The 19477-nt window shown below is 61.5% G+C and carries 17 protein-coding genes and 1 tRNA gene; 16 read left to right on the forward strand and 2 right to left on the reverse strand.

Annotation, left to right across the window (positions count from 1 at the left end):
* Positions 1-122 precede the first annotated feature (122 nt).
* The 4 genes from ACYASU_RS00470 (at position 123) to ACYASU_RS00485 (ending at position 4397) form a co-directional block, all read left to right on the forward strand.
* Positions 123-1961, forward strand: a complete 1839-nt coding sequence (locus ACYASU_RS00470; protein ID WP_463581818.1) for an amidohydrolase — start codon at positions 123-125, stop codon at positions 1959-1961.
* A 125-nt stretch (positions 1962-2086) separates the two neighbouring features.
* Positions 2087-2710: an isochorismate family cysteine hydrolase YcaC gene (gene ycaC, locus ACYASU_RS00475; protein ID WP_463581558.1), complete on the forward strand. Its 624-nt coding sequence runs from the start codon at positions 2087-2089 to the stop codon at positions 2708-2710.
* Positions 2711-2869: 159 nt separating this feature from the next.
* Positions 2870-3277, forward strand: a complete 408-nt coding sequence (locus ACYASU_RS00480) for an SRPBCC family protein (RefSeq protein WP_423574546.1) — start codon at positions 2870-2872, stop codon at positions 3275-3277.
* A 433-nt stretch (positions 3278-3710) separates the two neighbouring features.
* Positions 3711-4397 (forward strand): RibD family protein, encoded by a 687-nt coding sequence (locus tag ACYASU_RS00485; protein ID WP_463581559.1) that lies wholly within the window; start codon positions 3711-3713, stop codon positions 4395-4397.
* Positions 4398-4511: 114 nt separating this feature from the next.
* Here the strand turns inward: ACYASU_RS00485 and ACYASU_RS00490 are convergent.
* Positions 4512-4587, reverse strand: a tRNA-Asn gene (locus ACYASU_RS00490).
* 247 nt (positions 4588-4834) lie between these two features.
* Positions 4835-6892 carry a TonB-dependent siderophore receptor gene (locus tag ACYASU_RS00495; protein WP_463581560.1) on the reverse strand — a complete coding sequence of 686 codons (2058 nt, stop codon included), beginning with the start codon at positions 6890-6892 and terminating at the stop codon, positions 4835-4837.
* Positions 6893-7240: 348 nt separating this feature from the next.
* Here ACYASU_RS00495 and ACYASU_RS00500 point away from each other — a divergent pair, with 348 nt between their 5' ends.
* The 12 genes from ACYASU_RS00500 to ACYASU_RS00555 all read left to right on the forward strand — a co-directional run bounded on the left by ACYASU_RS00500 (position 7241) and on the right by ACYASU_RS00555 (position 19476).
* Positions 7241-7645: an antitoxin Xre-like helix-turn-helix domain-containing protein gene (locus ACYASU_RS00500; protein WP_463581561.1), complete on the forward strand. Its 405-nt coding sequence runs from the start codon at positions 7241-7243 to the stop codon at positions 7643-7645.
* Complete coding sequence (locus ACYASU_RS00505) at positions 7639-8331, forward strand: RES family NAD+ phosphorylase (protein ID WP_463581562.1); 693 nt, start codon at positions 7639-7641, stop codon at positions 8329-8331. The genes ACYASU_RS00500 and ACYASU_RS00505 overlap by 7 nt, the downstream gene beginning before the upstream one ends.
* A gap of 86 nt (positions 8332-8417) precedes the next feature.
* Positions 8418-8849 carry an HhH-GDP family DNA glycosylase gene (locus tag ACYASU_RS00510; RefSeq protein ID WP_463581563.1) on the forward strand — a complete coding sequence of 144 codons (432 nt, stop codon included), beginning with the start codon at positions 8418-8420 and terminating at the stop codon, positions 8847-8849.
* Complete coding sequence (locus tag ACYASU_RS00515; RefSeq protein ID WP_463581564.1) at positions 8846-9613, forward strand: DUF72 domain-containing protein; 768 nt, start codon at positions 8846-8848, stop codon at positions 9611-9613. The genes ACYASU_RS00510 and ACYASU_RS00515 overlap by 4 nt, the downstream gene beginning before the upstream one ends.
* 149 nt (positions 9614-9762) lie before the next feature.
* Positions 9763-10887, forward strand: a complete 1125-nt coding sequence (locus ACYASU_RS00520; RefSeq protein ID WP_463581565.1) for a GGDEF domain-containing protein — start codon at positions 9763-9765, stop codon at positions 10885-10887.
* Between the two features lie 142 nt (positions 10888-11029).
* Positions 11030-12655, forward strand: coding sequence for an NADP-dependent glyceraldehyde-3-phosphate dehydrogenase (locus tag ACYASU_RS00525; RefSeq protein WP_346628198.1), 1626 nt, complete (start codon positions 11030-11032; stop codon positions 12653-12655).
* A 388-nt stretch (positions 12656-13043) separates the two neighbouring features.
* Positions 13044-13547 (forward strand): type VI secretion system contractile sheath small subunit, encoded by a 504-nt coding sequence (gene tssB, locus ACYASU_RS00530; protein WP_463581566.1) that lies wholly within the window; start codon positions 13044-13046, stop codon positions 13545-13547.
* A gap of 31 nt (positions 13548-13578) precedes the next feature.
* Entirely contained in the window at positions 13579-15117 is a 1539-nt protein-coding gene (tssC, locus tag ACYASU_RS00535; protein ID WP_463581567.1) for a type VI secretion system contractile sheath large subunit, read from the forward strand.
* 23 nt (positions 15118-15140) lie between these two features.
* Positions 15141-16496, forward strand: coding sequence for a type VI secretion system baseplate subunit TssK (gene tssK, locus ACYASU_RS00540; protein WP_463581568.1), 1356 nt, complete (start codon positions 15141-15143; stop codon positions 16494-16496).
* An 8-nt stretch (positions 16497-16504) separates the two neighbouring features.
* Positions 16505-17176, forward strand: coding sequence for a type VI secretion system protein TssL, short form (tssL, locus tag ACYASU_RS00545; protein WP_463581569.1), 672 nt, complete (start codon positions 16505-16507; stop codon positions 17174-17176).
* A gap of 7 nt (positions 17177-17183) precedes the next feature.
* A complete protein-coding gene (locus ACYASU_RS00550; RefSeq protein WP_463581570.1) occupies positions 17184-18965 on the forward strand; it encodes an OmpA family protein in 1782 nt (593 codons plus the stop codon).
* Between the two features lie 19 nt (positions 18966-18984).
* Positions 18985-19476 carry an Hcp family type VI secretion system effector gene (locus tag ACYASU_RS00555; protein ID WP_065991578.1) on the forward strand — a complete coding sequence of 164 codons (492 nt, stop codon included), beginning with the start codon at positions 18985-18987 and terminating at the stop codon, positions 19474-19476.
* Position 19477: the final 1 nt, after the last annotated feature.

The following is a 19477-nucleotide window of genomic DNA, read 5'->3' on the forward strand; positions in this document are numbered from 1 at the left end:
GCGACCGCCGCCGATTCGTCGCCAAGGGCTCGTTGCTCGGCGCGGCCGCCGCACTGATTTCTTCACTGCCTGCCACCGGCCTTGCCGTCGGGGCATCCAAATCTTCCACGAACGGAGGCGCGATGAACGTCGATCTGATTCTCTTCAATGGTAATTTCCACACGGTTGACCAGGAACAACCCAAGGCCAGCGCCGTGGCCATCAGCGGCGGGAAATTCGTCGCCGTGGGCTCCGACGCCGAGATCATGGCCCAGCGCGGCCCGGCCACGCAGGTCATCGACATGCACAAGCGCACGGTGATCCCGGGCCTCAACGACTCGCACTTGCACCTGATTCGTGGCGGCCTGAACTACAACCTCGAACTGCGCTGGGAGGGCGTACCGTCCCTGGCCGACGCGCTGCGCATGCTCAAGGCCCAGGCCGACCGCACGCCGACGCCGCAATGGGTCCGAGTGGTCGGGGGCTGGAACGAATTCCAGTTCGCCGAAGAACGCATGCCGACCCTTGAAGAGCTCAACCAGGCGGCGCCCGACACCCCGGTGTTCGTCCTTCACTTGTACGACCGCGCGTTGCTCAACCGCGCCGCGCTGCGGGTGGCCGGTTACACCCGTGACACGCCGAACCCGCCGGGTGGCGAGATCGTCCGCGACAGCAATGGCGACCCGACCGGCATGCTGGTGGCCAAGCCCAACGCGATGATCCTCTACTCGACTTTGGCCAAGGGGCCAAAGCTGCCGCTGGAGTACCAGGTCAACTCCACCCGCCAGTTCATGCGCGAGCTGAACCGTCTGGGCCTGACCAGCGCCATCGACGCCGGCGGCGGTTTTCAGAATTACCCGGACGATTACGCGGTCATCACGCAACTGGCCGAGGCCAGACAGCTGACCGTGCGCATCGCCTACAACCTGTTCACCCAGAAGCCCAAGGAAGAGCTGGAAGACTTCAAGCACTGGACCAACACCGTCACGCTGCACCAGGGTGATGACTTCCTGCGCCACAACGGCGCCGGCGAGATGCTGACCTTTTCGGCAGCAGACTTTGAAGACTTCCTTGAACCTCGCCCGGATTTGCCGACGGGTATGGAGCAGGACCTTGAGCCGGTAGTGCGCCATCTGGTCGAGCACCGCTGGCCGTTCCGCCTCCACGCCACCTATGACGAGTCCATTTCGCGCATGCTCGACGTGTTCGAGAAGGTCAACCGCGACATTCCGTTCAACGGCATTCCGTGGTTTTTCGATCACTGCGAAACCATCACGCCGAAGAACATCGAGCGGGTCAAGGCGCTGGGCGGCGGCATCGCCATTCAGGACCGCATGGCCTTCCAGGGCGAGTATTTCGTCGAGCGCTACGGTGCCAAGGCCGGCGAGCACACGCCACCGATCAAACGCATGCTGGCCGAAGGCGTGCCGGTGGGTGCCGGGACCGATGCCACCCGCGTGTCGAGCTACAACCCGTGGACTTCGCTGTACTGGATGGTCAGCGGTCGCACCGTCGGTGGCCTGGAGCTGTACCCGGAAGGTTTGTCCCGGGAAACCGCGCTCGAACTGTTCACCCGTGGCAGCGCCTGGTTTTCCTCCGAGCAGGGCAAGAAAGGCCAGATCAAGGTCGGCCAGCTGGCGGACGTGGTCGCATTGTCCCAGGACTTCTTCAGCGTGCCGGAGGAGTCGATCAAGTGGATCGAATCGGTGCTGACCATCGTCGACGGCAAGGTGGTGTACGGCGCCGGCGAGTTCGACGATCTGGCGCCGCCGAGCGTGCCGGTGCTGCCGGACTGGTCGCCGGTTTCCAAAGTTCCAGGCCACTGGCGCCAAGGCGCACCGATGGCCGCGGCGGTTCACCAGTGCAGCGGCCCCTGCGGCGTCCATGCCCACAGCCACGATAAAGCGCGCCAGTCGAAAGTACCGGTCAGCGACTTCCAGGGTTTCTGGGGCGCGTTTGGCTGTTCGTGCTTCGCTTTCTGACCGGCGCCTGAACAGGGCAATTGAAAAGAGCATGAAAGGCCTCGTCGGCACTGACCGGCGGGGCTCTCTGCCAGTGTGATGCGCTGGCCTTGTACTCATCCGTCACCCACTCAATGGAGTCAATCATGACCGTTCCCTACAAGCGTTTGAACAAAGATGATGCCGTCGTTCTGCTGGTCGATCACCAGACCGGCCTGATCTCGCTGGTCCAGGACTTCACGCCGAACGAGTTCAAGAACAACGTGCTGGCCCTGGCCGACTGCGCAAAGTTCTTCAAACTCCCGACCATCCTCACCACCAGCTTCGAAACCGGCCCGAACGGCCCGCTGGTGCCCGAGCTCAAAGCCATGTTCCCGGACGCGCCGTACATCGCCCGTCCCGGCCAGATCAACGCCTGGGACAACGAAGACTTCGTCAAGGCGATCAAGGCCACCGGCCGCAAGCAGATCATCATCGCCGGCGTCGTGACTGACGTCTGCGTGGCGTTCCCGACCCTGTGTGCGCTGGCAGAAGGCTTCGACGTGTTTGTGGTCACCGATGCGTCGGGCACCTTCAACGACGTGGTGCAAAAAGCCGCCTGGGCGCGCATGACCGCAGCCGGTGCGCAATTGATGAACTGGTTCTCGGTGGCCTGCGAGCTGCAGGGCGACTGGCGCAACGACATGGAAGGCCTGGCGAACCTGCTGTCCCAGCGCATTCCGAACTACCGCAACCTGATGAACAGCTACTCGGCCTTCACCGCCAAGTAACACCCCGTGCGCCGCCTTTTTGCGGCGCACACCCTCCCGAATCAGCGGTAACCGTGACAAGATTGCTCGCGTTTACCGCCTATCAGGGAGGGCGCGGCCCGCCACGCCATCCAGCGCTGGCTGATCGGTCGCTGCCCCCCCATTTCTGGAGAAAGCAACATGGCTCAAGCATCTGCATCCATTCACATCCCGGTATCGGCCGACCAGGTCTGGGCATTGACGGGCGGCTTCCTGTCCTTGAACGACTGGCTGCCGTTCATCAAGCAAAGCGAGGCACAGGAAGGCGGGCGCGTTCGTCACCTGACCACCGACGACGGCGCTGAAATCATCGAGCGCCTGCAGACCTACGATAATTCGGCGCGCACTTACAGCTACTCCATCGACAAGGGACCGTTTCCAATCAACGACTATCTGGCAACGTTCAAAGTCAAAGAAGATGGCGCCGACAGCACATGGGTCGAATGGTCAGGGGTATTTACGCCGGACGGTGTTTCCGATGGTGAAGTCGAGGAATTGTTCAAGGGGATTTACGAGGGGGGGCTTGAGGCGCTAAAGGCCAATTTCTGACCCGTCAATACGAGCCACCGATGATTTAACCCGCCGATAATCGCGGGACCGCCAGGCCATTGCGGCCTGGCATTTCGGTGCCTTGCTTGAATCGTTGTTGCGTCACGCTTGAGTACAGCGCCTCAGTGATGCTCGGACACGGTCGCTGCATTGATCAGGTCGTACAGGGCGAGCGCGCGGTTGACCAGGAAAACGGTCACGGCAGTGAGGGCGACGGCATTGATGATGTGCAGGGTCATGGGAGTAAGTCCGTGTCGGGTCTGGGATGACGCGATGTTACGCGAGCCCTGCCGAAGCTGAAGACAATAGGCTTCATGGTCTACATCACCGGCAATGATGGGCAGCAGGTTGTGAAGGGCAGGTCGAGTGACGGGGTGAACTATTTCCGCGTGATCCAGGTCGGCTCTACACACTTATCAGCCTGGAGCCTGCCATGCAGCCTTATGTCATTTGCCACATGATGTCCTCCCTCGACGGCCACGCCCTTACCGACGGCTGGGATCGCGCGTTCAAGAAAGACGCCGGTAATCTGTACGAAAAGCTCGCCCAGACGTTTGAGTTTGACGCCTGGATCTGCGGGCGCGTGACGATGCAGGAAATCGCCCACGACGAGGGCTATCCCAAAGGCCTCGCCACAGGCCCCATCGAGCGCAGCCACTATTTTGCTGACCGCAATGCCAAGGCCTACGCCGTGTCGATCGACCCCCAGGGCAAGGTAGGCTGGAAGAAGAATCAGGCGCTGGATTCCCACGTGGTCGAGGTGCTGACCGAAGGCGTGTCGGATGACTATCTGGCGTACCTGCAGTCGATCCAGGTGTCTTACATTTTTGCCGGGAAGAGCGAAATTGATCTGCAGCAGGTCGTGCAGATCCTGTCGAGCGAACTGGGCTGCAAGCGCCTGATCGTCGAGGGTGGCCCCCATGTCAGTGGCTCGTTCGTCAACGCCGGGCTGGTCGATGAAGTCAGCGTGCTGATCCTGCCGCTGATCGACGGGCGGGGCGAGCATCCGGCGTCGTTCGAGGTATCGACCGAGGCGTGGAAACAACCGGCTCACTTGAAACTGACGTCGGCGGAGGTGCAGGACGGCGGCGCGGTGTGGCTGCGCTACACCAAGGCCTGACGATAAGGGCGGAGCGGGGCTGATGCAGTCCCGCTTCAGGCAGGGAGCGCCCGGGAAAAGCGATCGGAAACGAAAAAGGCCAGCTAAGCGCTGGCCTTTTCGTTTACTTCTGTCTGGCTCCACGACCTGGACTCGAACCAGGGACCCAGTGATTAACAGTCACTTGCTCTACCAACTGAGCTATCGCGGAATGCGCGCTATCTTACTGATTGGAAAAGGGAAGTCAAGCGAGCGACTCAAAAAAATTCTCGGACGGATGCGTTCATCAAATGAAGTCATCCAGGATGTTGCCGCTGTTGAGCAACCTGTGGGAGCGAGCTTGCTCGCGAAGAGGCCAGTACATCCGCTAAATTTTCAGCGGCTGGAATGCCATCTTCGTGAGCAAGCTCACTCCCACAGGAGGGTGCACGGTTGCCAGCACCGGACAACTGCCCGGATCAGTACCGCCAGGTCAACGACGCCGTCAGATTGCGCGGTGCGCCATAGTTGCTCGCCGTGCCGCTGTACAGCGAAGTCAGGTATTTGCGGTCGGTGACGTTGTTGAAGTTCAGCGCCGTGCTCCAGTTGCTGTCGATGTCGTAGCTGGTCATCAGGTCGACCAGCGCGTAAGCGTTCTGGCGGATGACGCTGTAATTGTCGTTCTGAATCCCGCTCTGCCAGCTGACCCGGGTGCCGATTCGGGCTTGGGGCAGGCCGGGCAGTCGGTAGCTGGCCATGCCACGGAAGGCGTGGGTCGGCACATAACGACGGGCCTTGTCGCCATCGTCGTTTTCGATGTGCACGTAGGTGTAACCCGCCAGCAGGTCAAGGCCCGGCAGTGCCTCGCCCGACGCTTCCAGTTCGATGCCGTGGCTTTTGTAATCATCGGTGAAGTAGCGGAACTGCGAACCCACTTCAATGAAGTCTGCCGACTGGACGTTGCTCTGTTTGGTCTTGAACACGGCGGCGGTCAGGTTCAGGCGATCGTCCATGACGCTGCCTTTAACGCCGGCTTCCAGGCTCTTGCCTTCCAGCGGCGCGAGCACTTTGCCGTCGACGCCGACCGTGCCGTATTGCGGATTGAAGATCTGCGTCCAGCTGGTGTACAGGCTCCACTGCGGGGTCAGGTCATAGACCAGGCCGGTGTAGGGCGTGACCTTGCCGTGCTCGCGCTGGGAGTGATCGGTGCCATAGCTCTCGCCCGTGCCGTCGACGCTGAGCATGCGCGCACCGGCGATCCAGTGCAGATCATCCGCCAGGCTGAAGCGGGCACCGGCGAACAGGCTTTTCTGCCGGTCCTCGAAGTTCTGGGTGTTGGTGATGTCACTGGTGTAGCCAAACTGCGGCGAAGGGGTATTGCCGGCGAGAATGCCCGCGAACGAGGTGTCGAAGTAGGTGCCCCCGCCGGCGTCGTATTCCCGGGCTTTCTGATGGGTGCGGCCGTAGGCGGCGCCGAAGGTCAGCTCATGGTCACGGCCGAACAGGCTGAACGGGCCGGAGACTTTCGCTTCGCCCAGCAACTGGTGCGCCTTGCTGGAGGTATCAGCGGCGAACACCGAGGCGTCGTCATCGGTGACGCTCGCGACGTACAGCATGTTGGTGTCTTGGTATTCGGTAATGCCGGTGCCGGTGACCGTGGCGTTCCAGCCGTTGCCGAAGTCATGCTTCCATTCGGCAAACGCCCGCTGGGTGTGCATGTTCCAGTAGGTCCACGGCTGGCCGACGTTGGACGAGCGGCTGCTGTAGTGGATCGGGTTGTTGTTGCTGTCGACCAGCGGCAGGTTGCCCCAGGTGCTGCCGTTGGAATCGCTGTTGTGCTGAGTGAAACCCACGGTCATGGTGTCGGCGTCGGACAGGTCGAAGGCGAGCAGGCCGGCGGCAACGTTCTTTTCGTGGCTGTAGCGGTCCATCCACGAGTTGCCCTTGTCGTGGGCATAGATGAAGCGGCCGCGGACGTTGCCGGTGTCGGTCAACGGCCCCGACACGTCGACATCAATGCGACGGTTGTCCCACGAGCCCACGCTGGTGTCGATCTGCGCCTGGAAATCCCGGGTCGGTCGCTTGCGGATGAAGTTGACCGTGGCCGACGGGTTGCCGGTGCCGCTCATCAAACCGTTCGCTCCGTGGAGCACGTCGATCTGCTCGAACTCGGCCATGTCCAGGTCACCGATCATGATCGTCTGGGCGAAGGGCATGCCCATGCCGTCGTACTCGAAACTGCCGATGTCGAACCCGCGGGAGGTGTACTCCGTGCGGTCACTTTCACTTTGCTCGACGGTCACCGACGGCGCCGAGCGCAGCGCGTCCTTGACCCCGTTCATTTTGAAATCGTTCATCTGAGCGCGGGTGATGGTGGTGATCGCCTGGGGCGTCTGCTTGTTGGTCAGCCCCAGCTTGGTGGTGCTCGAAGACGGCTTGCCCTGATAACCCACGCTTTGCCCGTCGTCCTGTGCGGCGGTGTCCTGGATCTGCATCGCCGGCAGCGTGACGTCGTCGGCTGCGTGGGCGGTAGACATGGCGGCGACGACACCGGCCAAGAGAAAGGTGGCGGGAAGGCGAGGGATCAAAATGGGAATTCCTGAAGGCGCGGTGGGGAGCGCGATTCTGAATCAACATGCGAATCATTACCAGATGTGACTAAGCTTAATTTTCACCTTTTTTTCACTTTTGGAGGCCCTGGAATGCACCTTCAGGTATCACTGTATTCTGGGTCCTCGGATCGGACCTTGGTTGTGGGACCGGCTAACGCTTCAGGTGTCGCGCCGCACATCAACGCTGTCGAAACTTGACATTGAATCTATGGATGCAATTGAATTAAAGTTGCGTCCACAGACATTAAGCTGTAGCCATCAAGAGGTACGCCCATGACCACCGCCATTCCAGCGCGGCAACTGTCCAAATCCGAGTGCGTGGTCGGTTTGCGAGCGGCGTTGCGGGTGCTGGACAAGTGGAAGGCCTCCAGCGAGCAGGCCTGCCAGATCCTGCGTATTTCCCGAAGCACGTACACCCGCGCTCGCCAGGACGACGCGCAGTGGTCGGTCGCACTGGATCAGGATCAGATGCAGCGGGTCAGCTTTGTGTTGAACATCCACGCCGCCCTCCGAACCCTGTTTGATAATCCCGACAACGCCTACGGTTTCCCGTCGATGGAAAACCACAACGAGTTCTTCAACGGCAGAAAGCCCCTGGACGTCATGGCCCAGGGCGACATGATCGCGCTGTACGAAACCTTCCGCCGCATCGACACCCTCCGGGGCGCCCAATGGTGACGCCGGACGCGCTCCCCGTACTCGCCGGGGAGACGCAGCAGGCCTATCGCCTGGTCAATTCCAAATTCCCGCCCATCGACCTGTTCAGCGACGTTGCCGATGCCGCGGAGTTCGAGACGCTGTACCGGATTCAGGCGCTGACCAATCCTCGCCTGCAGAACGAAATCGGCCGCATCGAGCTGATTCCCCTGGCCGAGATTCCGTTCGGCATTCCCGGATGCTCTTATGCCGTCGCGCCGTTCACCCACGTTAACCCGGCAGGGTCGCGCTTCAGCAGCGGCGAGTTTGGCGTGCTGTACCTGGCCGACACCGTCGACACGGCCATCGCCGAAGTGCGCCACCATCAGCAGTTGTACTGGTCGCGGGTCGCGGCCCTGAAGTACGAGCGATTTGTGTTCCGCTGCCTGAGTTGCAGTTTCAGCGAGGAGGGCAGTGTCGACGCCACCTCGATTCCGCTCTCCGACCCGATTTATGCACCTGACGACTACGCGCAGTCCCATGTGCTGGGCGAGGCAGCCAAGCAGTCGGGCGTGGCCGGCCTGCGCTACCACTCGGTGCGCTCGCCGGGCAATCACTGCTGGGCACTGCTGACCCCGCGCCACGTCACCTCCATAGTGCAGAGCGCCCATTACGAGATGATCTGGAGCGGCGAGGTCATCGGCATCAACCAGATATCCAACGCCTGAGGGGCGTTGATCCAGACACCGCCCAAAACATCGAACTCATCTGGCCCTTGAGCAGTCACTCCAGCAATGGAAATCGAGGAGCGTTCATGGGCAAGAACATCACAGCGCAGGAGCTGGGCATCGACCTAGTGCAGGGCGGTGAAAAGGCGCTGTTCAAATGGCTGATCGCCAGTTTTCTGATGGGCAAACGGATTCGGGCGCAGGCGGCGGTACAGACCTATCACGTCATCGTCGACAGGCACGGGCGCGACACGCCGGGCAAACTGGCCGCGTGCACTCACCGGGAGCTGGTGAGGATGCTGGGCGAGGGCGGTTATGCGCGTTATGACGAATCCACCGCCGTGCGCCTGCTGGCACTGGCGAACAAGCTGACTCACGAATATGACGGCACGGTCAGCGCCATGGTCGCCGCCAGCACCGACCGTCGCGAGTTCGAAAAGCGCCTGCAGGACTTCAACGGCATCGGGCCGAAGACGGCAGAGATCTTCATGGGCGAAGCTGGGGAGGTGCTGTTTTGAACGATGCCATCTCCACCGCGCCTGGAAGAATCTTCGTGGGCTGCGCCGGGTGGAGTCTGGGCCGCGAGCACGCGCCGGCCTTTCCGGGCGACGGCACCCACTTGCAGCGCTACGCACGGCAATTCAATACCGCAGAAATCAACAGCTCGTTCTACCGCCCCCATCGGCCGCAGACCTACGCCCGCTGGGCCGACTCAGTGCCGGAGGATTTTCGCTTTTCGGTGAAGATCCCCAAACTCATTTCCCATGAACAACAGTTGCAGGGCAGCGGCCATGCGCTGGATGAGTTTCTCGGACAATGCAGTGAACTGGGCGAACGGTTGGGCTGCCTGCTGCTGCAGTTGCCGCCTTCGCTGGGGTTCGAGCCCTCCGTGGCCGAAGCGTTTTTCATCCAGCTGCGCGAGCGCTTTGATGGGCATGTGATCATTGAGCCGCGCCATGAAACCTGGGTGCAGGCCGAGCCGATGCTTGCTCTTTACCGCATTGCGCAAGCAACAGTGGACCCATCGAGGCTCAGCAATGACCGCCAACCGGCAGGCTGGCCAGGGTTGCGCTACTGGCGACTGCACGGCGCGCCGCGCATCTATTACAGCGCCTATGAAGAAGATTTCCTGATGCGTCTGGCCGTCGAGCTGAAAGCCAAGGCGCTAAGCGGTGCGCCGACGTGGTGTATTTTCGATAACACCGCCAGCGGCGCCGCAACGGGCAATGCCCTGAGTTTGATTGAAATCCTCGGTCAACCGCCGTCCGCGCGTGAGGAGTAAGGCTGACGCCGTGGGGGTCGAACCGTCATTTTTCCGGCGAATTGCCGCATCCGCTGCGTGGCGCAGCAATTAGTTGGCGCGCGAGTTGTTTACTGTCATAGCACGATGCCACAATCCGACCCATCCAATGCCAGGGTCGGGCGAATTCGATGTACCTCCATGATTCTCAACCGGCGCGCGAGGCCCTGATACGGGCCCAGGTGCGCAACGATCGTTTGCAGTTGCTTTTCCGTCAGAGTTTTTTCTCGGTGTTCGGCAGCGCGCTGGCGGCTGTAATGCTCTCGTGGATCTGCTGGGAGCGCCTGGAACACTCCCTGATTCTCGGGTGGCTCGGGCTGCTGGGTGCCTCGACCACCTTGCGCCTGATCATGTTGACCGCCTATTTCCGGATGCCGGAAACCGCCCGCACCCTGGAGCGCTGGGAAACCACTTACTGGGTCACGCTGGTGTTGTCGGCCGGCATCTGGGGCAGCGGCGCGCTGGCGCTGATGCACGCCGGGGATTTATTGATCCAGACGCTGGTGCTGCTGTTCGCCGTTGGCATGTCGGTGAGCGCGGTGTCCTGTTATTCGGCGTACCGCTCGATGACCCTGGTGTCGATTGCACTGGTGCTCTTGCCGTGCTCGACCTGGCTGCTGTTTCAACCCCAGACCGCGCAGCAGGGTATGGCGGTTGCGTCGCTGATCTTTGCCGGATTTGTGGTCAGCGCGACGCGCAAATTGTGCCAGGCCATGGAACGGGCCTTTCGCCTGAGCCGCGAAATGGAACATGCCCATCGCATCGCCGACCACGCCGCGCAGACTGATGAACTGACCGGGGTGAAGAACCGCCGGGCTTTTTTCCATCAGGCCGAACGCGCGTACGACGCCTGCAAGCGCAGCCGGTTACCGCTGTGCGCGCTGATGCTGGACATCGATCATTTCAAACGCATCAACGACTGCCACGGCCATCAGGCCGGCGATGAAGTGTTGCGGCAGATCGGCCGGGTCATCTGCCAGTCCGTGCGGGAAGGCGACGTCTGCGGTCGGCTGGGCGGCGAGGAGTTCGCGCTGTTGCTCGCCAATACGTCCCTCGACGCGGCCCATGTCATCGCCGAGAAGCTGCGCCAGGCAATCGCCGACATCACCTGCCAGCACGACGAAGGCGTCACCGCCAGCCTCGGTGTCGCCGCGCTGAGCAACACCGGTCAGGACGTGCACGGGCTGCTGGGACTGGCGGACAAGGCGCTGTTCCGGGCCAAGGCATCCGGGCGCAACCAGACCGCGGTGGCCTGAACAGCGCCTCTGGCACCGTCGGCAGACGTTTTTCGTGTCACCCGGACGTGACATTTATCTCGATGCTTTTCATTCGGCGGCGGCTGTGGCGTAGTGTGTCCAGCCTGTTTGGCACGATGACCGACTGGAAGAGGTAAATGAGATGACCCTGCAAAACCGCCTGGACAACCTGTACCCGCGCGCCGACGAGATCCCTGAGCAGTTTCGCGCAGGCCCCGCCATCGAGCAGCGCGATTACCTGGTCAACGGCGAACTGCACCAATGGCACGGGCCGCTGGCACCGGTGCTGAGCCCGGTCTCGCTGAAAACCGACGCGGGCCTTGAGTCCGTGGTGCTCGGCAGCACGCCGCTGATGGACGCCGACACCGCAATGACTGCACTGGACGCCGCCGTCAACGCCTACGACCGGGGCCAGGGCGCCTGGCCCACCATGCGCGTCGCCGATCGCATTCATCACGTCGAGACCTTTCTCAAGCTGATGCGCGAGCAGCGCGACGCGGTGGTCACGCTGCTGATGTGGGAAATCGGCAAGAACCTCAAGGACTCGCAGAAAGAATTCGACCGCACCTGCGATTACATCGTCGACACCATCAACGCCCTCAAGGAACTCGACCGTCGCTCCAGCCGCTTCGAGCTGGAACAGGACACCCTCGGCCAGATTCGCCGCGTGCCCCTGGGCGTGACCCTGTGCATGGGGCCTTACAACTATCCGCTGAACGAGACCTTCACCACGCTGATTCCGGCCCTGATCATGGGCAACACCGTGGTGTTCAAACCGGCCAAGTTCGGCGTGTTGCTGATTCGTCCGTTGCTCGAAGCGTTCCGCGACAGCTTCCCGGCCGGGGTCATCAACGTGATCTACGGCAGCGGCCGCGAGACCGTCAGCGCGCTGATGGCCAGCGGCAAGATCGACGTGTTTGCCTTCATCGGCACCAACAAGGCCGCCAGCGCCCTGAAAAAGCTCCACCCCAAGCCGCACCGTCTGCGCGCCGCACTGGGTCTGGATGCGAAGAACCCGGGGATCGTGCTGCCGGATGTGAACCTGGACAACGCGGTAACGGAAGCCATTACCGGGTCGTTGTCGTTCAACGGCCAGCGTTGCACCGCCTTGAAAATCCTGTTCGTGCACGAAAACGTGGTCGGCAGTTTCCTCGAGAAGTTCGAAGAAAAACTCGCTCAGCTCAAGCCGGGCATGCCGTGGGAGCCGGGCGTCTCTCTGACGCCACTGCCGGAGCCGGGCAAGACCGACTACCTGCAAGGACTGGTGGACGATGCCGTGAGCAAGGGCGCCAAAGTGGTCAACGAAGGCGGCGGCACCACCCATGAGCAATTCTTCTACCCGGCCGTGCTGTACCCGGTCACGCCGGACATGCGCGTTTACCACGAAGAACAGTTCGGGCCCGTGGTACCGGTGGTGGCGTACCGCGATCTGGAAACGGTGATCGAATACGTGCTGGATTCCGATTTCGGCCAGCAGCTGAGTATCTTCGGCAACGACTCCAAGCAGGTCGGGCGTCTGGTCGACGCGTTCGCCAATCAGGTGGGGCGGATCAACATCAACGCGCAGTGCCAGCGCGGTCCGGACAGCTTCCCGTTCAACGGCCGCAAGAATTCGGCCGAAGGCACGCTGTCGGTGGACGATGCGCTGCGCGTGTTCTCGATCCGCACCCTGGTGGCGACCAAGTTCCAGGAAAGCAACAAGGCGCTGATCAGCGACATCATCCATAACCGCGAATCGACGTTCCTGACCACCGATTACATCTTCTGATTCATTTGCTCGAAATAGCCGCAGGCGTGTTGCACAGCTGATGCTGTTCAACCGCTTGCGGTTTTTTATATCTGTACCTTAAAACCCGCCGCCACTGTATTGCGCAGGTTGTTCAATCCTGCAGCCGTTCGACTGTCCGGGATTATTTTTGTAGGAAGGATTCTAGACTTCCGTAGGACACCTCTCTTCCTGTCTTTGGTGGGTAGAGTTTTTATTCGTAGGGAATTAGCCTTGCCGCTTCCCGAATTCGATGAAAACTTCATCAACCCATTCGCTGCTCACACTTGTTAAAACTTGATCGCTTGGGTCACGGACGCTCGGCTGTTAAAAAGGCCCTGCGATCCAGATATTCCCCTTTGTGACGTGTGGCATTTTCGACGGAGGAGTTATGGCTTCAAACAGCTTTCAAAATGAAGTGCCCAAAGCGCGGGTCAATATAAAACTTGATTTGCACACGGGCGGTGCGCAGAAAAAAGTCGAACTCCCGCTCAAATTGATGGTGCTCGGGGATTACAGCAACGGCCGGGAAGATCGGCCTTTGTCCGAACGCAGCAAAATCAATATCAATAAAAACAATTTCGACAGTGTGCTGGCGGAATTTTCCCCTGCATTGAAACTCACCGTTGAAAACACCTTCGCCGACGACGGTTCGGATGCTTCCGTGGATTTGAACTTCCAGAAAATGAAAGACTTCGAGCCAGAACAGGTGGCCAGACAAATACCGTCACTGCGCGCATTGCTGGCGACCCGCAACCTGTTGCGTGATCTCAAATCAAACCTGCTCGACAACGCGACCTTCCGTCATGAACTTGAACGCATCGTCAAAGACGAAACGCTCAGTGATGAGTTGCGCGCCGAACTGGCCGTACTCGCCGCACCCCCAGAGCGTTAATCACCCGGGTCTCTGATAGCAGGTATCAAACATGTCCTCGAAACACTCTTCCGCAGTATCAGGCGGTGGCACCGTTTTGTCCGAAGAAAGCACGGGTGTCTATAGCGCGCTGTTTTCAAAAATAAACCTCAACCCGGTTTCAGCCCTCGGCGATATCGAGGCATTTCAGAACAACGAGGCGCTGTCGGAGATCTCCGCCGATGAGCGCGTGACCGCGGCGGTGAGCGTGTTCCTCAACCTGCTCAAGGGCTCGTCGCGCAAGGTGCAGCGCCTCGACAAAACCCTGCTCGACGAACACATCGCCTCGCTGGACGCGCAGATCAGCCGTCAGCTTGATGCCGTCATGCACCACCCGGACTTCCAGCGCGTCGAGTCAACATGGCGCGGGGTGAAGTCGCTGATCGATCAGACCGACTTCCGGCAGAACGTGCGCATCGAGTTGCTGGACATCAGCAAGGACCATCTGGTCCAGGATTTCGAAGACGCCCCCGAAATCGCCCAGAGCGGTCTGTATATGCACACCTATACCCAGGAATACGACACGCCCGGCGGTGAACCCATTGCGGCGGCTGTTTCCAGTTACGAGTTTGACCGCAGTCCGCAAGACATCGCGCTGCTTCGCAACATATCGAAAGTCGCGGCGGCAGCCCACATGCCGTTCATTGCCTCGGTGGGGCCGGCCTTCTTCGGCAAGGACACCATGGAAGAAGTCGCCGCCATCAAAGACATCGGTAATTATTTTGATCGCGCGGAATACATCAAATGGAAGTCATTCCGCGACACCGACGATTCCCGTTACATCGGTTTGACCATGCCGCGTGTGCTGGGACGGCTGCCCTATGGGCCGGACACCATTCCGGTGCGCAGTTTCAATTATGTGGAAAGTGTAAAAGGCACCGATCACAGCAAATACCTGTGGACCAATGCTTCTTTTGCCTTCGCTGCAAATATGGTGAAGAGTTTCGTCAATAACGGCTGGTGTGTGCAAATTCGCGGGCCACAGTCCGGTGGTGCGGTGACGGATCTGCCGATTCATTTATATGACCTCGGCACCGGCAGTCAGGTGAAGATTCCGTCGGAAGTGATGATCCCGGAAACCCGGGAGTTTGAATTCGCCAATCTGGGGTTTATTCCGCTCTCCTATTACAAGAACCGCGATTACGCCTGTTTCTTCTCCGCCAATTCAACACAAAAACCTGCGTTGTATGAGACCGCCGATGCCACGGCCAACAGCCGGATCAACTCGCGCCTGCCTTATATCTTTCTGCTGTCGCGCATTGCGCATTATTTGAAATTGATTCAGCGCGAGAACATCGGCACCACCAAGGACCGGCGTCTGCTGGAACTGGAATTGAATAAGTGGATCAGCGGGCTGGTCACCGAAATGACGGACCCGGGGGACGATCTGCAAGCCTCCCATCCGCTGCGCGACGCGCGGGTGACGGTGGAAGACATCGACGACAACCCCGGCTTCTTCCGCGTGAAGTCGTACGCCGTGCCGCATTTCCAGGTGGAAGGCATGGACGTGAACCTTTCGCTGGTTTCCCAGATGCCCAAAGCCAAAACCTGACGTCGGCCATAGGTGAGCACAACATGAAAATCGACCGACCTCTCTGGGCTGCCGGGGCGCTGTTGTCCCAGCAGCAATTCCAGCAGCAAGCGCGCTGGGAAGCCTGGACCAACGAATGCATCGCCCATCTGTCGCTCGTTCACCCGTGGGGTGTGCAGACGGCGACCTTTGATCTTGAGGCGTTGCGGCTGGGCAAACTCAAGGCGTCCGCGCTGCGGGCGCGGTTGCCGGATGGCACGCTGATCGACACCGACAGCGTTGACCGGCTGCCCGCCGCGCTGGCCCTCGAAGAGATCCCGATCGACTCGGGGCAGGGCGAGAAGGTGCTGTTGTGCCTGCCGCTGGAGCAGGCCAACGGCGGCAATTGCCTGTTCGAGAGCGCCCGCGCCGACCGGCCCGTGCGTTACCGCCAGAATTGGCGCGAGGTGCAGGATCTGTACGGCGACGATCAACAGTCGATCGGTGTGCTCGAGCACATGCTCAGCCTGCGCCTGGCCAGCGATGACAACGCTGATTACCTGACCTGTCCGGTCGCCCGGCTGGTGCGTGACGGGCAGGGCCGCGCGTGCCTGGACGAAGCCTTCGTGCCGCCGCTGTTGAGCTTCGCCGGGCACCCCGGTTTGCAGGTCCAACTGGACAATCTGCTGACCCAACTGGCGTCCAAGCGCCAGCGCTTGATGGGCATGCGCCGTGAAAGCAATCAGCGCATGGCCGACTTCGCGGTGGCCGACGTCTCGCTGTTCTGGCTGCTCAATGCGCTGAACACCTACCAACCCGTGCTCGCCGACTTCAAGGCCAGCCCGGCGCGCCATCCCGAGCAGGTCTATCAAGAACTGGTGAAGCTGGCGGGGGCGCTGCTGACGTTTTCCCTCGAACACGACGTTGACGCCATTCCGGCCTACCGCCACGACGACCTGGAAACGGTGTTGCCGCCGTTGATGCAGATGATCTCGACGTTGCTGGAAGCCAGTCTGCCGTCGCGAGTCATTGCCCTGGAGCTGGAGCGGGTGATCCCGGGTCGCTGGCAAGTGACGTTCAACGACCCGCGCCTGCGCGAAGCCGACGCTGCTGACTTTTACCTGTCAGTGCGCTGCCGCGAGGCCCCGGCCCAATTGCAGGCGCAGTTCCCGCGGCTGTGCAAAATCGGCACACCGGACGACGTCGATCAGTTGATCAATGCCGCGCTGGACGGTGTTCCGCTGCAGCCGTTGAGTCACGTGCCGGCGGCGATCCCGCTGCGTCTCGAAAACCAGTATTTCGCCCTCGATTTTGCCCATCCGAGCGGTCAGGCGGTGCTCGCCGAAGGGGTCTGCGCGTTCTACGTCCCGGCGACGTTGCCGGACGTGAAGCTTGAGCTGTTTGCGGTACTGCGCTCATGAGCCGGCCAATGAAAAGCCAATCGGCTCCCGGGTCCGTCGATGTCGACCAACTGCTGCAGGACAGTTACCTGTTGGTGGTCGAGTTGCGCCACGGCGCGTCGGCTCCGGACAGCGACGCGCTCTGGGAGGTGTGCACCCGGCAGGTGGTGGGGGTCCGCGATGCGCTGACGCAAGCCGGCGTCAGCCAGCGCAATGTCGATTTCATCAGCCACGCGCAATGCGCGCTGCTGGACGAAACCGTGCTGGTCCACGCCGATGCCAGTGCCCGCGCCAAATGGACCCACGAACCGCTTCAGGCGCATTACTTCGGACGTCATCAGGCGGGACAGTTTCTCTACGAAGAAATGCGCGAAGTGCTGCAAGAGCCGTCTCCGGACCCGAGCGTGCTGCGGGTGTATCACCGCGTGCTGATGCTGGGCTTTCTCGGTCGCTACAAAGAGCCGAACCACCCCGAGCGTCAGCAACTGATGGCTGAGTTGACCACCCGGGTTGCACCGGTGACCCTGGATCAGCCGCTGCCGACGTGGATCGACGCACGGGGCCGCAAGCCTTTGCCGGGATGGTTGCGCGCACCCTTGCTGCATCTGCTGGTGGCCGGTTTGCTGCTGGCGGGCGTCTGGTGGGTGCTGGATTCGCATCTGGCGGCTCTGGTGGCCTCCCTTGTGACCGAGCGGGTGTGACGCGCCCATGACACTCAAGTTGATGCGTGCACTTGCGCTGTGGTCGGGGTTTATGGCGCTGATGCTGATCAGCGTCTTGCCCCTGAGCCTGGTCGCTCAAGCCCTTGCTGTCACGGCCGTCCTGGGGCTGGCAGCCGGGGCGTGGCTGCTGGCGGGTCGAGGTTCTTCCCGTCTAGGTGGTCCGCCAAGGCTGGATGAGTTTCGAGCCTTGCCCGGCAGTGAGTACAGCCTGCCCGTGGTGCTGGTGTGCGGTGAGGGATCGTCGGCGCTTTTTGCCGCTGATCCAGATGTCGATATCGCCGAGCAAACCGCCGTGCGGACGACGGCGAGCGGGTGCTACGTCAGCGTGCCGAACATTGAGCGATTGCCCGGTCTGGTCGCAGCGCTGCTGGCAACGCGTTCGCAATGGCGTGCGCAGATGAGCGTCATGTGTGTGGTCAATCCATCTCAACACACTGACAGCTCGGAACTGGATGGCCAGCTTCGTGCGCTGACCCATCAGCTGTCCGTGGTCCGCAAGCGCGCGCTGACGTTGCCGCTATGGGTCGTGAGTTATCAGCAAGCGTCCCAGGATACGCGCGATGTTTGTGGGACCGGCTTCACCCGGGAAGAGGCCGGTTCGAGCGACCCATCTGTGTGGTTCAGCTGGGAAAATGGCAGGCCCTCGGCGCGGGTTAGAAGCAACGGCACCTGCGCCAGCGTCGAGGACTGGCAACGACAGGACCGCGCCGCTCTCACTCATCGAATGCACATCGCGGTGCAGATGAATACCCACGGCGCGTGGCTGGAGCAGTCTGTAGCCCCGCACTTCACCCGCCTTGGCCGTCAAAGCACGCGGCTGCCGGTGGCCTACGCAATCTGCCGCGTGCCGCGTTTGCCGGAACAGGTTCCGGGCAGCGTCTGGCAGCACTGGATACAGGCGAAGACTGCGCTGGTGCCGACCCATTTGACGGGCAGCACGGTCGGTGTTTTGCCCATGCCGGATTGCCTGCTGGAGCTGCTGCCCCGACACACCGGCAACACCGCCGCGCGGCGCGCCAGTGTCATCGGCATCTGGCTGACGGCTTTCGCCGCCGTCATCGCGATGTCGAGCTCGGCCCGGCAGAACACCTTGTTGATCCGCCAGGTCGGTGACGACCTGCGCCGCTATGCCTCGATCAACGAAACCGCCCGCGAGGACCCGCAGGCGGTGGCGCTGCGCGAAGCGGCGTTGACCGTCCTGCACGACGACGCCCGACGGCTGGATGACTACTACCGCCGCGGCGAGCCTCGGTCACTGGGCCTCGGCCTGTACCGCGCCGAACAGCTGCGCATCAGGGTCTGGCACGCCATCGGCCGTTACCAACCGCCAACCGAGACGGTGCAGGCGGCCGGCCCCGTGCGTCTGGACACGCTGTCGCTGTTCAACATCGGCAGCGCCGAGCTGAAGCCGGAATCGACCCAGGTGCTGATCAACGCACTGGTCGGCATCAAGGCCAGACCCGGCTGGTTGATCGTCGTCACCGGACACACCGATGCCAACGGCAGTGCAGAACAGAACCTGCGCCTGTCCCGCGACCGCGCCGCCTCGGTGCGCGACTGGATGCAACGCATGGGCGGCATTCCCGGCAGTTGCTTTGCCGTGCAGGGCTTCGGCGCCAGTCAACCGATCGCCAGCAATGACACCGAACACGGACGCCGGGCCAATCGCCGCGTCGACATCCGCCTGGTGCCGGAAGAGGGGGCCTGCGGGTCGCTTTCTGCCGGGGCCGGGCCGGCTACCCCCGTCGCATTTCGCGGCACTCGATAACCCAAGCAAGGAGTTTCACATGGCAATTCCCGTTTACCTCTGGCTCAAAGATGACGGCGGCGCTGACATCAAAGGCTCGGTCAACGTGCAGTCCCGGGAAGGCAGCGTCGAAGTGGTCGCCCAGGACCACAGCGTCTACATCCCCACCGACAACAACACCGGCAAATTGACCGGCGCCCGGGTGCACACGCCGTTCCTGTTCACCAAGGAAATCGATGCCAGCAGCCCGTACCTGTACAAGGCCGTCGGCACCGGCCAGACCCTGAAAAGCGCCGAGTTCAAGTGGTACCGCATCGACGACGCCGGCCAGGAAGTCGAGTACTTCAACACCCTGCTGGAGAACGTGAAGGTGGTCCGCGTCGCGCCGAAAATGCACGACGTCAAGGACCCGGCCAAGGAGAAGCACAACCACCTGGAGATGGTCGAGCTGCGCTACGAGAAGGTCACCTGGACCTACAAGGACGGCAACATCATCCACTCCGATTCGTGGAACGAACGCCAGACCGCCTGAC

It is taken from the genome of Pseudomonas sp. HP_12, from assembly GCF_055283955.1.

Coding starts and splice junctions, on each gene's coding strand:
- ACYASU_RS00470 (WP_463581818.1), top strand. CDS start 123: ATGAACGTCGATCTGATTCTCTTCAATGGTAATTTCCACACGGTTGAC.
- ycaC (WP_463581558.1), top strand. CDS start 2,087: ATGACCGTTCCCTACAAGCGTTTGAACAAAGATGATGCCGTCGTTCTG.
- ACYASU_RS00480 (WP_423574546.1), top strand. CDS start 2,870: ATGGCTCAAGCATCTGCATCCATTCACATCCCGGTATCGGCCGACCAG.
- ACYASU_RS00485 (WP_463581559.1), top strand. CDS start 3,711: ATGCAGCCTTATGTCATTTGCCACATGATGTCCTCCCTCGACGGCCAC.
- ACYASU_RS00495 (WP_463581560.1), bottom strand. CDS start 6,892: ATGTCTACCGCCCACGCAGCCGACGACGTCACGCTGCCGGCGATGCAG.
- ACYASU_RS00500 (WP_463581561.1), top strand. CDS start 7,241: ATGACCACCGCCATTCCAGCGCGGCAACTGTCCAAATCCGAGTGCGTG.
- ACYASU_RS00505 (WP_463581562.1), top strand. CDS start 7,639: ATGGTGACGCCGGACGCGCTCCCCGTACTCGCCGGGGAGACGCAGCAG.
- ACYASU_RS00510 (WP_463581563.1), top strand. CDS start 8,418: ATGGGCAAGAACATCACAGCGCAGGAGCTGGGCATCGACCTAGTGCAG.
- ACYASU_RS00520 (WP_463581565.1), top strand. CDS start 9,763: ATGTACCTCCATGATTCTCAACCGGCGCGCGAGGCCCTGATACGGGCC.
- ACYASU_RS00525 (WP_346628198.1), top strand. CDS start 11,030: ATGACCCTGCAAAACCGCCTGGACAACCTGTACCCGCGCGCCGACGAG.
- tssB (WP_463581566.1), top strand. CDS start 13,044: ATGGCTTCAAACAGCTTTCAAAATGAAGTGCCCAAAGCGCGGGTCAAT.
- tssC (WP_463581567.1), top strand. CDS start 13,579: ATGTCCTCGAAACACTCTTCCGCAGTATCAGGCGGTGGCACCGTTTTG.
- tssK (WP_463581568.1), top strand. CDS start 15,141: ATGAAAATCGACCGACCTCTCTGGGCTGCCGGGGCGCTGTTGTCCCAG.
- tssL (WP_463581569.1), top strand. CDS start 16,505: ATGAAAAGCCAATCGGCTCCCGGGTCCGTCGATGTCGACCAACTGCTG.
- ACYASU_RS00550 (WP_463581570.1), top strand. CDS start 17,184: ATGACACTCAAGTTGATGCGTGCACTTGCGCTGTGGTCGGGGTTTATG.
- ACYASU_RS00555 (WP_065991578.1), top strand. CDS start 18,985: ATGGCAATTCCCGTTTACCTCTGGCTCAAAGATGACGGCGGCGCTGAC.